Consider the following 14,554-nt stretch of genomic DNA (forward strand, 5'->3'; position numbering starts at 1 on the left):
CGGAGTAGGTGTCAAAAATTAGGCTGGCTTGTTATGTTCTTTGAAGTAACAATTGGTCATCTAGTTCATTCCGGGAGGGGGACGTGGCCGATTTCTTCATTGAACATAGCCACATGCTGGCTTTGAAACCCATTAGCAGTCCGAACTCGGGTTTTAGGCCAGGCCAGTTGGGCGCTCTTCATTCTGTGGCGGCCCACTTTTCGGTCTACGACGAGCCGGCCATAGTGTCTTTGCCGACTGGATATGGGAAGACTGCCGTGATCATGGCGCTTCCTTTTTTGTTGGGCTCAAACCGTGTGCTGGTGGTGGAACCCACGGATGTGCTGAGACGACAGACCTCGGCCCACTTCGGCGAACTGTCGACGCTACGCAAGCTCAAGGTCTTACCGGCGGAGGCAGGAAATCCTCATGTACATCCACAGAAGGGCAGGCCATTGAGCGCCGATGAATGGCTTGCCTTTCGAACTTTCGATGTCGTCGTGTCCACGCCAGCGAGCACATCGCCGGTCTTGGAGCCCGTAAGTCCCGCAGATCTATTCGATTTGATTATCTTTGACGAGGCGCACCATGCTCCAGCAGACACTTGGAGTGCGTATCTCGGTCACTACTCCCGCGCCAAGTTTGTCTTCTTGACGGCTACTCCATTCAGGCGCGATAAAAAGGCAATTCCGGGTCGTCTGGCATATAGCTATCCAGTTTCCAAGGCGTCTCGCGAACAAGCGTTTGGGAGCGTCTCCTTTCGTCCAGCGCCTGTGCATAACGATCACGATGAGGACGAGGTGGACCTTGCCATCGCAAGGGTGGCGATTGCACAGTTGCGGGAAGATCAGGCGCAAGGATTCGACCATCGACTGTTTGCGCGAGCATCCTCGATATCTGCTGCTAGGAAGCTGACGGGGGTTTACGCCGGGCTGGGGGCGAGGGTAGAAGCGATCGACAGCGGAATTTCCAAACGGAGGCAGGAGCAACTGGAGGTCTCCTTGCTCCAGGGGGAGCTGGAGGGAATAGTCTGCGTTGACATGTTCGGGGAGGGCTATGACTTTCCAAAGCTGAAGATCGCAGCACTCCATGCGCCGCACCGCTCCCTGGTTCCAACGATACAGTTCATAGGGCGGTTCGCGCGAACAAACGATGAACGCACGGGAAACGCTACTTTGGTGTCGACTGTGAGTCGTCTGCAGGATGCCACTGCACGGCTCTTTCAAGAGGGAGTGGACATCGCTTCCCTTATAGACGAAGAGGCGAGGCGACAGCTCGCCGAAGGGGCTGCCGATGAATCGATCTTGGAGATCTTGAAGCCGAAGAGGCAGACAGTCTCTGACTACGATGCCGTGTCGCCAATGTCATTTGAGTTATATGCCCATGCTCGAATCTTTCAGTGCGACGAGGCCCCGGACTTCACTTTGTTTGAGGCATTGATAGGGAGACGGCTTCACTTGGCTAAGCAGTGGATCTCGGATGATGGATTGATCACACTGCTTTTGACCGTCGACAATGAGCCGCCGAACTGGGCGACTGCTGACGTACTTGTAAATGTACGACACGACGTTTTCCTGCTGGCCTACAACGCTGCTACGCAATTGTGCTTCATTGGCTCCACTCGTAGAACAGATCGCTTATATATCGCGCTAATGCAGGTCGTGGCCAAGGATCACCATAGGCCTTTGAGCTTCGAGGAGACCATCCGTGCGCGCGCCGGCCTCACGGATATGCGCTTCTACGCTGTTGGCTTGCGTAACACGGCCGTAAATTCGCAAGCAGAATCCTATCGCATGCTAACTGGACCTCGTGCTGAGCGAGCGGTCACGCCGGGCGATGGGCGCGCCTACGTACAAGGACATTACTTTGGCAGTGGATTGGAAGATGGCGAGCGTGAAACCATCGGAGCAAGCAGTAACTCGCGTATATGGAGCAATCAACGTCTCTCCGTATCGCAATACCTTGAGTGGATATCGAAGCTGAACAATCGCTTGAATGGCGACGAAACGCTAGCAGAGTCTCAGCTAGATCTCGTCCAGCATTCGCGGACGTTGCGGCGAATCCCAGATGTTGTTATTGGTGGAAGTTGGTCGCGCAATGCCTACAAGCAGGCGCATCGGATGAGATATCGACGTGTTGGACAGCAGCAGTGGCTCTATCGCCAAATCACTGATCTGGAGCTCTCGTCATTCGCCTCAGGACCTGATGGCCTGGATTTCGAAATCGTCTCGGACTCAGATGCGGTGCCCTACCGCATGTCTTTAGCCGGGGGCGCATTGTTTCGACAGCACGGCGCTGGTTGGGAAGTCGAAATATCTAGCACGCACGATGACTGGTTGGATTTTGACCAGTGGCTTTCTATGCACCCTCCGATCTTTTACGCAGCCGACAAGTCATCGTTCGAAGGGATGAACTGCTACCCGCCTCCGAAGCTGGCCAGCAATCGGCTTCTTGATGAGGACGTCGAGAACCCTGGGTGGGATGGCTGTGAGATCGGTAGAGAGTTTGACGCCGATAATCCCGAACGAATGACCGTCCACAGACATTTGGAATTGTGGATCAGGGCGAAGGAAAATCTCGAGGTCCTCGTTTATGACCACAGGACTGGGGAGGCCGCCGACTACATCGCGGTCACACGAGAAGAAGACGACAGAGTCCTCGTGAGTCTGTATCACTGCAAGGGAGCTGGGGGCGAACCAAATGGTGCCCGTGTTGACGACGTCTACGAAGTCACCTGCCAGCTACTAAAGTCAGTTGTTTATTGCGAATCCCGTGTGTTGGTCGAGCATGTGGAGCATCGGATAAATGAAAGGCGGCATAGGCGTCCGTCAGTCTTCAAGGTCGGCAATCTTGCAATTTTGCAAGAGATCTTGCTGAACCGGAGCGCGGACAAAGTCAGTTTCGCCATCTATGGCGTGCAGCCGGGAATTTCGAAAGGACAGATTGATGCCCACCTCGCTGATCTTATGGCCTTCAGTATTGACTACGTGAAAAGAGGGGGCGCGGCCGTTGGGAAGTGGTTGGTGAATGCATAGCCGAGACTTCCATCAGGTGGGGCCGCCTTTGTCACCGGAGACTTAAGGGCGTGGGCGCAACACTGAAGTGGTTTCTGAACAAACTTGGACAACTGCTCGCAACGCGTCGAAGGTGGCCCAGATGCAACAAATGTACTGGGAAAGCTTTGCCGTGCTTCGCGGTGCCGATGATCAGGCGGACCAGCGGCTCTCCGCTTCGCACACTGAATAAAACCTGTCGAGGAGTGCGGCGGCTGGTCCAGGTTCGGCTCTGTGGGTGATCTTATTCCGTACCGTATTGAGTTGCTCCGCAGCAACCCAGCATGCGCCCTCATTAAAGTGTCCGGCGACTGCTCTTGCCAGGGACAAGGCATTAGAGAATGTGAGCTTCGCTTCGTCAAAATAGCGAGGGTTGGCGACTGACGAACGGGTAATGGATCGCAGTTGCTCTTCGACCAGGAGGTGCCCTTTCAGTATTACTGTGAGTTCGTCCGCTGTTGGAGGAACGAGCCGAAAAAATCGTTCGTCATTTTCTGCAAAATCGGCTTTATGGTCGGCAGGACTCTTCACGGGGGCGCTCGCATGAGATATAGGGGCGCGACGAGGTTAGCGCGCAGTAGAGTGGAGGAGCAATCTCGGCTTTGGCAGGGACTACCTTATCTCTTGCCAGGCGGAATTCACCAGCCCGAACTTTCACCTGATGTCGGTGGCCTCGGCTCCGAGCGAGGTACGGTCGTACCGCTCGAATTCGCGTACCGTACATTCCTTCATGTAGGTACGGTATGGCGGACTGATGGGCGCAGCCAGCCCACACTCACGTATGTCATTGATCCAATAACGACAGTTTGGGTTTCGCCTCGGAGGCGGCGATCGGCGCAGCCTGAAGAGCTTGGTGGGGCAGGCGCGCAAGCGACGACCTTGACACCGCTTTTTCTTCATCTGTATATTTATGAATACTGTTCATAATGCTGAATTTCAGAAGACGGGACGGCCGTGATCCAGCGCGGTCGGGGAAAGCTAGCCATATGAGGCCTTATGAGTTCCACCGCATTCGCAGAGGCAATACGTATCGTTAACCGCAGTCCCCTAAACCGATGGTTGGGTATGTTCGTGCTTCGAGCCGATGAGGGCGGCATCACGCTCGGCATTCCTTGGCGAGAGGAGCTCGTTTCGAATCCGGATATCGGTTCCACGCACGGAGGAATTCTTGCGACGCTAATCGATGCGGCAGGCGACTATGCCGTCGCGTTGAGGGTGGGGGTCCCGGTCCCCACTATCGACATGCACGTGGATTTCCACCGGGTGGCCAAACCTGGAGATTTGCGGGCCGAAGGTCAGGTCATACACCAGGGCAGGCGTTTCGCTACTGCGCACGCCCGCGTGCTTGACGCGGAAGGAAATCTTATTGCTAGCGGCCGCGCGCTCTATCTCCTGCCGACGCCTGCCCATATAGCGCCGGCAACTCAAACGGCCACGGTTGAACAGGAGGAGGCGTGATGGGTCCGCTCAAGGGAATAAAAATCATCGAACTGGCGGGGATTGGCCCCTGCCCAATGGCTGCAATGCTGCTCGCAGACATGGGCGCTACCGTGCTGCGCATAGACAGGCCGGATCCCTCATCGCTGGGCATTGCTCGTCCTCTCAAGTTCAATTTATTGTTGCGTAACCGCAAAGCAATTGCGTTGGACCTCAAAAGCGCCGCAGCGCGAGATTTGGTGCTGCGCCTTGTGGAAGGCGCCGACGCTTTTATTGAGGGCTTCCGACCCGGTGTGATGGAGCGCCTTGGGCTGGGACCGGAGTCGTGCCTTGCGCGCAATCCACGGCTAGTTTATGGACGAATGACAGGCTGGGGGCAGACTGGCCCGCTGGCTCAGGTCGCCGGGCATGATCTTAATTACATCGGCTTGACCGGCGTGCTACATGCAATTGGACGAGAAGGTCAACCACCAACCCCGCCCCTGAATCTGGTGGGAGATTTCGGCGGCGGTGCGTTGTACTTGGCTCTGGGTGTGCTCGCCGCCATCGTCGAAGCTGCTAGATCTGGAAAGGGTCAAGTAGTCGATGCCGCCATCGTGGACGGCACAGCATCGCTTGCGACGTCTCTGTTCGGTCTGCATGCGGCCGGGCTTTGGAACAATGAGCGCGGCGACAACATGTTGGACTCGGGCGCCTATTTCTATGATGTGTACGAATGTGCGGACGGAAAGTGGGTTTCCGTTGCACCGCTAGAACGCAAGTTCCACGATAGGCTGCTTGAGCTAATGGGCTTGGATCGAGAATCGCTTGGCATCCAGGCGGGTCGGGAGGGGTGGCCGCTTGCCAGGTCTATTTTCGCCAAAGCCTTTAAGATGAAAACGCAGGATCAGTGGTGCGAACTGCTGGGCACGACAGACGTATGCGTAGCGCCGGTGCTATCGCTGGACGAGGTTGCACAGCACCCGCATATCCGCCAGCGCGAGGTGTTGATTGAGGTCGACGGCGTCCAGCAACCGGCGCCTGCTCCGCGCTTTTCGCGCACCCCCCCAAAGAAGCCGACGCCGCCTGAAGCTGCCTGCGCCAGCACGATGGAGGCGGCACTTTCGGGATGGCTATCGCCTGCCGAATTCACCGAATGGCGCGGGCAGTTGGCAGAGGTCTCAGTTCCCGGGCATATGACGTAAGGTCGCGGAAGCTGCTGCAGCCACTTCATGCAGTAGTTTTCGCAAGACTGGTAGCGACTGCGCGAAACGATCGCTGGGCGCCGCAATCATCAGTGCGTAGCTGGCCGTGCCGTCAGCCTTGAGAATAGGCGCGGCGATGCCCGACGCGCCAGTAACCGCCTCTCCCATGCTCACCGCAATTCCAGCCTCGCGAATCTCCTGCAGCTGCATCGCCAAGGCCTCCTTGTCCGGCAGAGGCTTGCCAGTCATGGATTTTAGTTTTGCAGTCTTGAGGTATTTCCTTTGCCAAGCCGGGTCTTGAAACGCGAACAGCAGCTTGCCTGCAGCCGACACGTGCAGCGGGCGCTTCGTGCCAATCGGCACGGAGTACCGGACTGGTTGCTTGCTGTCGATGCCATCGATGTAGGTAACCGTCTTAGATTCCTTGTCGATCAGCGCCAAGAAGACGCTTTCCTCGCAACGCGCCGCCAGGTCCTCCAGATAGGGTCGCAGAATTTTGGTGACGCCCGCGCTGGCCAGCACCTCGGCCGACAACTGGAAAATGGAGGGTCCCAACTCATAGCGTCCTGCGGTATGCATCAGGTACTTATGGGCTACCAAGGGCCGCAACAGCAACAGCAGGCTGCTCTTGGGGGCCTCGAGTTCTCCGCTCAGTTCCGCAAGCGTGGCGCCACCGGCGCCACGCGCCAGTACCTCAAAAATACCGAGAATCCGCAGCAAGGAGCGTGGTTCGGAAGTAGCGGAACTCGTTTCGGATCGGGTTTTCATGAATGGGTCGGATCGTCCAGGAGGAACGCGCATGCACCGCGTTCATATTCTTGAATGATACCCGCAATTACACCTCCGCCAGAACGGCGGCCTCGATAAAAAGCAGCAAAGAAGGAGAACTCGATGCAATCAGAAATTAAGGTCGCAACGCCTGCAGACGGTACTTTCCGCGCATACCAAATACGGCGCGACGGCGTGATAACTTCTGGCCTATCGCGCGTGACACTTGCGGATCTTTCACCCGGCGATGTGGTCATACGCACGGCATACGCGGGCGTTAATTACAAGGATGCCCTGGCGACGACCGAGCACGGAAACGTCATCCGCAAGTTTCCACGCGTCGCGGGCAGTGACGCCTCGGGCTGGATCGTGGCATCAGAGGATCCCAGGTTCCGGGAAGGCGATGAGGTTGCCGTGCTCGGACGTGGCTTCGGCGTGGACCACGACGGGGGGTTTTCGGAGTACGTGCGCGTGCCTGCCGATTGGGTCATCCGGCTACCTAATGGGTTTGCGTTGCGCGATGCGGCAACGCTCGGAATCGCTGGCTATACCGCCGCGCTCGCCGTGCACCTGCTGCTGGAGGCTGGCTGTCAGCCCGAACGAGGCGAAGTCCTCGTCAACGGAGCAACCGGCGCAGTCTCAAGCATGGCCATCGAAATGCTGTCACGACTGCAGTATCAAGTGTCAGCAGTCAGCGCCAAGGCTGGCCAGGCGGCCTATCTGCGTACCCTCGGCGCACACGCTGTTCTAAGTCCCAACGATTTAGCCGACCAAGGCAGGCCGCTGGAGCCAGCCCGATGGGCTGCCGGCCTAGATGCTCTGGGAGGAAAGCCGCTAGATCTGATGCTCCGGTCCATAATGCCGCGGGGCTGCGTGGCCAGCTTCGGCAATGTAGCTGGCAACGAGCTATCCACTAGCGTACTGCCCTTTATCTTGCGTGGTGTGCGGCTCATCGGCGTCAATCTTACCTACTACCTTGATCTGGAAGCCGAACTCTGGGCCCGGCTCGCTCACGACCTCAGGCCGCAGTGCACTCTGGAGCAGGTGAAGACCATAACGCTGGATGAGCTTGCCCAACAAATCCAATGCATGCTGGACGGTCGATCTTGGGGTAGGACTATTGTGGAGTTTCCGACCTAAGACGGGGTAAAGCCGCGGGCCGCGACGATTTTGAAGCTGCGGCCCGCTGTACTTTGTCAGGCGTCAATCTAGCGTCAGATCGGCCTTACTGATGACCTTGGCCAATGCACCCATCTCTTTGTTGAGAAACGCGCCATATTCCTCGGGTGTGGACGACGAGGCCTGTGCGCTCTGGGTGGCAAAGTACGCACGCACTTCCTTGTCCTCCAGAGCTTTCTCGACCGCCTGATTAAGTTTAGCGACGATAGCCGGTGGTGTTCCCGCTGGCGCCATCATCCCGGACCATGCCGACATTTCCAGGCCTTTTGCCACGGTCGCATCCAGCGTAGGAACACCTGGCAAGGTCTCAAGTGGCTCCTTCGTCGCAACCGCCAACGCCTTCACTCGTCCCGACTTGACGGCTGGGATAGCGCCCGCCGATGTCGCAAAGTAATAATCGACCATGCCTGCCATCAAGTCGACCAGCGCAGGCGCTTCGCCTTTGTAAGGAATATGCGTGCCTTTGATGCCCACAGCGTCCTCGAACGACAGCGAGGCTAGATGAGTTACGTTGCCGTTGCCCGCGGACGCGTAGTTCAGTTTCCCGGGATTCGCCTTTGCATAGGCCACAAGTTCCTCCACCGTCTTGAATGGCGACTTTAACGGCACCACCAGCACGATCGGCAGGCTGGCAGTGAGCGCGATTGGCGTGAGATCCTTACTCACATCGTAAGAAAGTCGCTTGCTGTAAAGGGCGGGACTCGACGCAATGGATGAGGTGTTGTATAGCAGTGTATAGCCGTCGCGAGCCGCCCGACTGACTTCCTCGGCGGCAATATTGCCATTGGCGCCGGGTTTGTTGTCGATGAAAACGTTCGCCCCCAAGGTGCCGGTCATATGTTTCGCCAATCCGCGCGCGATCGCGTCGGTGCCCCCGCCGGCGGAGAAGCCCAGGACGATCCTGACGGGCTTGGACGGGTAGGGGGCTTGTGCCATGGCGGCGGGTGCAGATACGCCTGCCACGATTGCGAGAAATGCTGCGCCAGTGAAGCTAGCCAGCCTCGAGTATCCGCGTCGGGCGCTGTTGATCGCCCGGTGGGGCTGCTTGTAATGATTCATTTTGTCTCCTCTTCTTATCGCTTGGCAGCCGGCGCTGCGCGCCGGTTAAGCCAACGGAACCTAGCCAGCCATTGTCAGTCCACCGGACACCGAGACAACCTGGCCGGTGATAAATGCTGCGTCGTCGGACGCCATGAAACACACCGCGCCGACCACATCGGCGGGCTGTCCAAGCCGCCCGAATGGAATGGCTTTCTCTAGCGCGTTGCGCAGCTTGGCGCCGCTTTCGCCTTCGCCAGCGAAGTCTCGGAACAGTGGAGTGTCGGTTGGCCCGGGGCACACCACGTTAACGTTGATCTGCTTGCGAGCGACCTCCCGCGCCATGGTCTTCGTGAACGCAATGATGCCGCCTTTGCATGCCGAATAAACCGACTCTCCGGAAGAGCCGACGCGGCCTGCATCGGACGCGATGTTGACGACACGCCCCTTGCCGCGCGCGACCATGCCTTTGAGCACTGCATGATGCAGGTTGATAGGACCTTTCAAATTGATGTTAATTATCTTGTCCCACAACTCCGGCTCGGTATCGAGAAACCGAGCGGCGTGATCCCAGCCCGCATTGTTGACCAGCACGTCAATCGGCCCCAGCTCGTTCTCGACGCGGGCTACGGCGGTGACGATCCCGGAATAGTCGGTAATGTCCACGCCATACACGGCCCCCTGGCCGCCTCTTTCGCGGATGCCCGCGGCGATTAGTTCCGCTGCTTCGGTATTCAGGTCGAATATGGCAACCTTAGCGCCTTCTTCGGCAAAACGATCGGATAACGCGGCACCGATGCCGCCGCTGCCGCCTGTGACGATCACAACCTTGTCTTGCAAACCCTTCATGGCTTTTCTCCTGGCTAGTCTTAGTTGCGGCACTTGATCATGCGCAGCGGGGTGTACGTCATTACGATCGTGCCGTCCTGCTTGACCACTTTGTTGAACGTGCGCACCAGCCCCCGCCCCGGACGGCTGTTTGACAGGCGCGCTTCGATCACTTCACATTCAACGTGGACGGTGTCCCCAACGAAAGCAGGGCCTTTGATGTCCAACTCCATGTTCAGGAAGGCGTAACCGGTCTTCTGCATGGTCGACTGTGTCAGAAGGCCTTCCGAAATTCCGTACACGAACGACCCCGGCGCGAAGCGACCCTTGATGTCGGATTCGTTCTTGACGAACTCCATATCGGTAAAAAGAACCTCAGTCATATGTATGCAGTTGATGAATGCGCACACGTCTGCATCCTGGATAGTGCGTCCCAGCGTCTTGAATTTCCGTCCGACCGGCAGGTCTTCGAAGTACATGCCAAGGCCTACGGTTTCGATTTCTTCGCGGTTCATTGCTGTCTCCTTGTGTGTGTTTTATTTACGGGCCGGGCGGCCCAACAGACTGTTCGAAATGATGTTGCGTTGGATTTGGTTAGTGCCCTCTATGATCTGAAGCACTTTGGCATCCCTGAAATAGCGATTGATTGGATACTCCGACGAAATCCCGGCTGCACCGAACAACTGCACCGCATCTGTCGCGACTTTCATGGCCACATCGCTGGCAAAGCATTTCGCCATCGCCGCCACGGGGGCCAGGGCCGCCGCCGGCGCGCCGCCATCTACCATCGAGGCTGCCCGATACACCAGTTGACGGGCTGCTTCGGTCTGCATGGCCATGTCGGCCAACATCCAGCGCACGCCTTGAAACTCACCGACCTGTTGGCCAAATGCCGTTCGATTTGTGACGAAATCGATTGCGTGGTCCAGGGCACCCTGGGCCAGGCCGACACCGCGCGCCCCGATCAGCGGACGACTGGCGTTGAAAGCCTCCATTACCGATTTGAATCCGCCTCCCAGCATGTTCGCCTCGGGTACCAATACGTTGTCGAGAAACAGCGGGCAGGACGGGACCCCGCGCGCACCCATCTTTTCTTCCTTGCGCCCGACCTGCAAACCTGGTGTGCCCCTCTCGACGATGAAAAGGCTGATTCCGTCTTTGTCATTCTCGCGGTACTTTGCCGCCACTAAAATGAAATCCGCGATATCCGAGTTGGTACACCAGATCTTGGCGCCATTTAACAGAAAGCCATTGGGGGCTTTCTCGGCTCGGGTCTTGATGCCGCTCACGTCCGAACCGCTTTGTGCCTCAGTGGTGGAGAAGGCCCCGCGCAAGTCGCCGCTCGCAAGGCCGGGCAAAAGCCGGGCCTTCTGCTCCTCCGTGCCGCCGTGCAGGATCGCGCCGAACGGCACCCACTGGACCAGCAGCAAGTACGCGGTGTTGTAGCAAACGCGGCCGAACTCTTCGATCGCAAGGCAAGCGGACAACATGCTGCCCGCGCCTCCATACTGTTCTGGGAAGGGAAGAGTGAATAGGCCCAACGCCTTGAGAAGGGCATACATGTCATGCGGATACTCGGCGCTGCTGTCAATCTCGTTGGCTCTCGGCGCGACCTTTTCTCGAGCCACGCGCCTGATGAGGTCTTGTATCTGCAACTGCTCTTCGTTCAACGCGTATTGGCCGTCATGCATGATGTATTCCTGATTTCGATGATTCGGTTTGCTTCCAGCGCCTCAATGTCGGCATCGGACTTGTTGAGCAGCGATGCGAGCACCTCGGCGGTATGTTGTCCGCGCAATGGCGGGGGATATCTGTACTCCACCGGCGTGTCGGACATACGGATAGGATTGGCGACCATGCCTACCGTGGCGCCGCCCGGATGGGGCATGTCCACGCGCAAACCGCGATGTACCACCTGCGGATGCTCAAATACCTGCGCGTAGTTGTTGATGGAGCCGTTCGGGACTTCGGAGTTGGCGAGCAGGTCCAGCCAGTGTCTGGACGTTTTTGTGCGGATAACTCTCTCCAACGCGTCAACTAACGCGGTGCGATTGATGTTGCGTCCGGGCACATCTGCAAAGCGTGAATCGCTAATCATTTCTGGAGTGCCGATCAGTTCGCACAATCTACGGAACTGACCGTCGTTACCGCATCCGATGATGATGTGTCCGTCTGCCGTGGGGAATGTTTGATATGGCGCCAAGTTGGGATGTTCATTGCCCCAACGGCGTGGAATCGATCCATTGGCAAAGTAACTAGCTATCTGGTTTGCCCCGAAATTGACGACCGTATCCAGCAACGCGACATCGATATGCTGGCCATTGCCGGTTGCATGTCGGTTTTCGATCGCCGAGAGGATGCCGATGGTGGCGTTCAAGCCAGTAAGCACGTCGGCGACGGCAATGGCGGATTTCATCGGGCCACCCCCGGGCTTGTCGTCGCGTTCTCCAGTAATGCTCATCAGTCCGCCTTCCCCCTGAAAAATGAAGTCGTAGCCGGGAAGATGGGCGCACGGCCCGTCCTGCCCGTAGCCGGTGATGGAGCAGTAAACTAAGCGCGGATTCAGCTCGCGCAAGTCGGAGTACGACAGGCCGTACCGAGCTAGGTCTCCAACTTTGTAGTTCTCGACGACGACGTCGCATTGGCGAGCAAGTTCTCGTACCAGTTCCTGCCCCCGCGGGGTCGAAATGTCGATGGCGACGGAGCGCTTATTGCGATTGGCGGACGTGAAGTAGGCCGAATCCCCCACACGCTCGCCCTCGTTATTCACTATCCAGGGCGGCCCCCAATGCCTAGTGTCATCACCTAGCACAGGGCGCTCCACCTTGATGACATCGGCGCCCAAGTCGGCCAGCATCTGGGTGCACCAGGGGCCTGCAAGGACACGGGTCAGGTCCAGCACACGCAAATGAGAGAGCGATCCAGCCATATGCATAACCTCTGATTTAGAGTCGTTCATATTTATGAATGGTGTTTATTATTGTATATTTGACCGCTAGGTCGCACAATTCCTAAATGCGGTTTACAAATCATATCCATCATGATCTTGATGTATTAGTGCGAGTAACTAGGCCGAAAACGCACGCGGATGAAAAGATACCGCGCCACCCAACCAGGAATGCGCAGTGCTAGTCCAATTTGATGCCGGAGGTTTGCACTACGGCTGTCCAGCGTTCAATTTCTGCCTGCAGAAAGCTGCGGAACTCCTGCGGCGAAGCCGCCTTCGGGATCGCCCCTTGTGCCGCCAAATGGGCTACCACCTTGGGGGTATTCAATGCCTTCACATAAGCCTGGTTTAAACGGGAGATAACCTCTGGCCGTGTTCCGCCGGGTGCCATCAACGCTTGCCAGGCGCCCATCTGGAAGCCGGGCAGGATTGCCTCCGCGGCTGTAGGCACATCAGGTAGCAGGTGCGATCGGTCCTTGCCAGTAACCACCAGCGCTTTCACGCGTCCGTCCCGGACATAGGGATAGGCTGAGTTGATAGGGTCCGCAAAGAGGTCGATACGCCCCGCGATGAAATCGGGGAATGCCCCCGCGCCGCCCTTATAGGGTATGTGCGTAGCCTCAATTCCCGCCGCCTGCAGCAGCACAAACATGGCCAGATGGGTTAGGTTGCCATTGCCTGACGAGCCGTAGTTCAGCTTGCCGGGATGCTTCTGGGCGTAGGACTTCAGCTCCGGCACGGTTGTCACCCCGAGAGGGGAACTCGCCATTATCAGCAAAGGTTGGTCGATCAGCAGCGAAACCGGGGTCAGATTTTTGTCGAGGTTGTATGAGACTTTCTGGCGGAACGCGGCCGTAAAGCCCAGCGAGGAGGTGCTGTGCAGGAGTGTGTAGCCGTCCGGCGCAGCCTGCGCCACAGCTTCAGCGCCGATGTTGCCATTGGCGCCTGGACGATTCTCCACCACTACAGGGACACCCAGCTCGACCGATACCTCGGCGGCTAACAGACGAGCGACCTGGTCGGTCGCGCCACCAGGCGCGAACGGAACGATGACTCGGATGGGCTTGCTAGGGAATGCCGGCTGGGCCCCTGCCGTGCCGGGGTTCAGAATCAGACTGCTGACTAGCGCTGCCACCAGTATGCGCAATAGTTTCATGGCTATCTCCTCTGTATGCCGGCTTCAGAACCGAGCGTCTCCTGCGTCGTCGATAGGTGCTGCCTAGTTCATAATAATGAACGCTGTTCATAAGTATACGTTTTTGGCCGCGCTGAAGGCAAATTTTTCCTTTACAAGCGCTCCACAGTTGAATCATGATGTTGATATAAATTCAAAATCGGAGGCAAGCAATGACCGTAGTGACTGAGTTGCACGACCAGGTGGCCGTGATCAAGCTGAACCGCCCGCAGGCCCTCAATGCACTGAACGAGCAGATGCTCGCCGACTTAGGCGCGGCGTTAGACGAGGCGCAGGCCTCGAGCTGTCGCGCCATGGTGTTTATCGGCGCGGAGGACAAGGCGCTGTGCGCCGGCGCGGACATCGCGCAGCTTCAGGCCCGTACGGCCGCCACGCATCGGGCGAACATCGGCCAGGCACAAACCCTCTTCAATCGCATCCAGCAATCAAGCCTCCCCAGTGTGGCGGTCATACACGGATTTGCCTTCGGAGGCGGCCTGGAACTGGCACTGGCCTGCACCTTCCGTATTGCCACGGCCAAGGCCAGAATGGCATTGCCCGAAGTCAAGTTGGGGCTCATCCCCGGCTATGGCGGCACGCAACGCCTGCCTCGGCTGATCGGCGAGGCCCGCGCGGCAGAACTGGTTCTCTCTGGCCGGACCGTCGACGCCGAGGAGGCCCTGGTCATCGGCCTAGTCAACCGCATTGTGGAGGGCGACGACCCGGGTGACTTGGGGCGCGCCTTTCTGGCGCCCATGCTCAGACACAGCAAGGTTGCTATCACGATGGCGCGCGAAGCCATGCGTCGGGGGCTGGACGGCGCGTTGGCGTCGGGGCTGGCGATCGAAGCCGACATGTTCGCGCTATGCGTCCAATCGAGCGATGCGGCCGAAGGCATTGCCGCCTTTCTGGGTAAACGGCCCGCAGCGTTCACCGACAACTGATTCGTTTTCCCCGGCCGCCAGTC

At 57.9% G+C, this 14,554-nt stretch carries 13 protein-coding genes; 5 read left to right on the forward strand and 8 right to left on the reverse strand.

Features of this window, described 5'->3' with window-relative positions; translation table 11 throughout:
- Nucleotides 1-83: 83 nt before the first annotated feature.
- Complete coding sequence (locus SB816_RS19355; RefSeq protein ID WP_410547383.1) at nucleotides 84-3,014, forward strand: DEAD/DEAH box helicase; 2,931 nt, start codon at nucleotides 84-86, stop codon at nucleotides 3,012-3,014.
- Nucleotides 3,015-3,185: 171 nt separating this feature from the next.
- On the opposite strand, the gene SB816_RS19360 is transcribed toward SB816_RS19355, so the two are convergent.
- A complete protein-coding gene (locus tag SB816_RS19360) occupies nucleotides 3,186-3,563 on the reverse strand; it encodes a hypothetical protein (RefSeq protein WP_410547384.1) in 378 nt (125 codons plus the stop codon).
- Between the two features lie 465 nt (nucleotides 3,564-4,028).
- Here SB816_RS19360 and SB816_RS19365 point away from each other — a divergent pair, with 465 nt between their 5' ends.
- Together SB816_RS19365 and SB816_RS19370 are read left to right on the forward strand one after the other, a co-directional pair.
- Nucleotides 4,029-4,490 carry a PaaI family thioesterase gene (locus tag SB816_RS19365; protein WP_035181924.1) on the forward strand — a complete coding sequence of 154 codons (462 nt, stop codon included), beginning with the start codon at nucleotides 4,029-4,031 and terminating at the stop codon, nucleotides 4,488-4,490.
- Nucleotides 4,490-5,653 carry a CaiB/BaiF CoA transferase family protein gene (locus SB816_RS19370; RefSeq protein ID WP_006385459.1) on the forward strand — a complete coding sequence of 388 codons (1,164 nt, stop codon included), beginning with the start codon at nucleotides 4,490-4,492 and terminating at the stop codon, nucleotides 5,651-5,653. Before SB816_RS19365 ends, SB816_RS19370 begins: the two co-directional genes overlap by 1 nt.
- On the opposite strand, the gene SB816_RS19375 is transcribed toward SB816_RS19370, so the two are convergent.
- Nucleotides 5,630-6,421, reverse strand: a complete 792-nt coding sequence (locus SB816_RS19375; RefSeq protein WP_035181922.1) for an IclR family transcriptional regulator — start codon at nucleotides 6,419-6,421, stop codon at nucleotides 5,630-5,632. The genes SB816_RS19370 and SB816_RS19375 overlap by 24 nt on opposite strands.
- A 123-nt stretch (nucleotides 6,422-6,544) precedes the next feature.
- On the opposite strand from SB816_RS19375, the gene SB816_RS19380 reads away from it, so the two are divergent.
- A complete protein-coding gene (locus SB816_RS19380) occupies nucleotides 6,545-7,561 on the forward strand; it encodes an acryloyl-CoA reductase (RefSeq protein WP_035181921.1) in 1,017 nt (338 codons plus the stop codon).
- Between the two features lie 63 nt (nucleotides 7,562-7,624).
- On the opposite strand, the gene SB816_RS19385 is transcribed toward SB816_RS19380, so the two are convergent.
- The 6 genes from SB816_RS19385 to SB816_RS19410 form a co-directional block, all read right to left on the reverse strand.
- Complete coding sequence (locus SB816_RS19385) at nucleotides 7,625-8,659, reverse strand: Bug family tripartite tricarboxylate transporter substrate binding protein (protein ID WP_080564219.1); 1,035 nt, start codon at nucleotides 8,657-8,659, stop codon at nucleotides 7,625-7,627.
- Nucleotides 8,660-8,719: 60 nt separating this feature from the next.
- Nucleotides 8,720-9,487: a glucose 1-dehydrogenase gene (locus tag SB816_RS19390; RefSeq protein ID WP_006385455.1), complete on the reverse strand. Its 768-nt coding sequence runs from the start codon at nucleotides 9,485-9,487 to the stop codon at nucleotides 8,720-8,722.
- Between the two features lie 20 nt (nucleotides 9,488-9,507).
- On the reverse strand, nucleotides 9,508-9,981 hold the full coding sequence (locus SB816_RS19395; protein WP_006385454.1) for a MaoC family dehydratase: 474 nt from the start codon (nucleotides 9,979-9,981) through the stop codon (nucleotides 9,508-9,510).
- A gap of 21 nt (nucleotides 9,982-10,002) precedes the next feature.
- Nucleotides 10,003-11,157, reverse strand: a complete 1,155-nt coding sequence (locus SB816_RS19400; protein ID WP_006385453.1) for an acyl-CoA dehydrogenase family protein — start codon at nucleotides 11,155-11,157, stop codon at nucleotides 10,003-10,005.
- On the reverse strand, nucleotides 11,133-12,395 hold the full coding sequence (locus SB816_RS19405; protein WP_035181946.1) for a CaiB/BaiF CoA transferase family protein: 1,263 nt from the start codon (nucleotides 12,393-12,395) through the stop codon (nucleotides 11,133-11,135). The genes SB816_RS19400 and SB816_RS19405 overlap by 25 nt, the downstream gene beginning before the upstream one ends.
- A gap of 199 nt (nucleotides 12,396-12,594) precedes the next feature.
- Nucleotides 12,595-13,569, reverse strand: a complete 975-nt coding sequence (locus SB816_RS19410) for a Bug family tripartite tricarboxylate transporter substrate binding protein (RefSeq protein ID WP_269874096.1) — start codon at nucleotides 13,567-13,569, stop codon at nucleotides 12,595-12,597.
- 191 nt (nucleotides 13,570-13,760) lie between these two features.
- On the opposite strand from SB816_RS19410, the gene SB816_RS19415 reads away from it, so the two are divergent.
- Complete coding sequence (locus SB816_RS19415) at nucleotides 13,761-14,531, forward strand: enoyl-CoA hydratase/isomerase family protein (RefSeq protein ID WP_006385450.1); 771 nt, start codon at nucleotides 13,761-13,763, stop codon at nucleotides 14,529-14,531.
- Nucleotides 14,532-14,554 lie beyond the last annotated feature (23 nt).

This window comes from Achromobacter sp. SIMBA_011 (assembly GCF_046535435.1).
In the GTDB taxonomy this organism is placed as follows: Bacteria; Pseudomonadota; Gammaproteobacteria; order Burkholderiales; family Burkholderiaceae_B; genus Achromobacter; species Achromobacter dolens.

Excerpts from the sequence above, each read along its gene's own strand:
- SB816_RS19365 (WP_035181924.1), top strand. The coding sequence starts at position 4,029 with ATGAGTTCCACCGCATTCGCAGAGGCAATACGTATCGTTAACCGCAGT.
- SB816_RS19370 (WP_006385459.1), top strand. The coding sequence starts at position 4,490 with ATGGGTCCGCTCAAGGGAATAAAAATCATCGAACTGGCGGGGATTGGC.
- SB816_RS19375 (WP_035181922.1), bottom strand. The coding sequence starts at position 6,421 with ATGAAAACCCGATCCGAAACGAGTTCCGCTACTTCCGAACCACGCTCC.
- SB816_RS19380 (WP_035181921.1), top strand. The coding sequence starts at position 6,545 with ATGCAATCAGAAATTAAGGTCGCAACGCCTGCAGACGGTACTTTCCGC.
- SB816_RS19385 (WP_080564219.1), bottom strand. The coding sequence starts at position 8,659 with ATGAATCATTACAAGCAGCCCCACCGGGCGATCAACAGCGCCCGACGC.
- SB816_RS19390 (WP_006385455.1), bottom strand. The coding sequence starts at position 9,487 with ATGAAGGGTTTGCAAGACAAGGTTGTGATCGTCACAGGCGGCAGCGGC.
- SB816_RS19395 (WP_006385454.1), bottom strand. The coding sequence starts at position 9,981 with ATGAACCGCGAAGAAATCGAAACCGTAGGCCTTGGCATGTACTTCGAA.
- SB816_RS19400 (WP_006385453.1), bottom strand. The coding sequence starts at position 11,157 with ATGCATGACGGCCAATACGCGTTGAACGAAGAGCAGTTGCAGATACAA.
- SB816_RS19405 (WP_035181946.1), bottom strand. The coding sequence starts at position 12,395 with ATGGCTGGATCGCTCTCTCATTTGCGTGTGCTGGACCTGACCCGTGTC.
- SB816_RS19410 (WP_269874096.1), bottom strand. The coding sequence starts at position 13,569 with ATGAAACTATTGCGCATACTGGTGGCAGCGCTAGTCAGCAGTCTGATT.
- SB816_RS19415 (WP_006385450.1), top strand. The coding sequence starts at position 13,761 with ATGACCGTAGTGACTGAGTTGCACGACCAGGTGGCCGTGATCAAGCTG.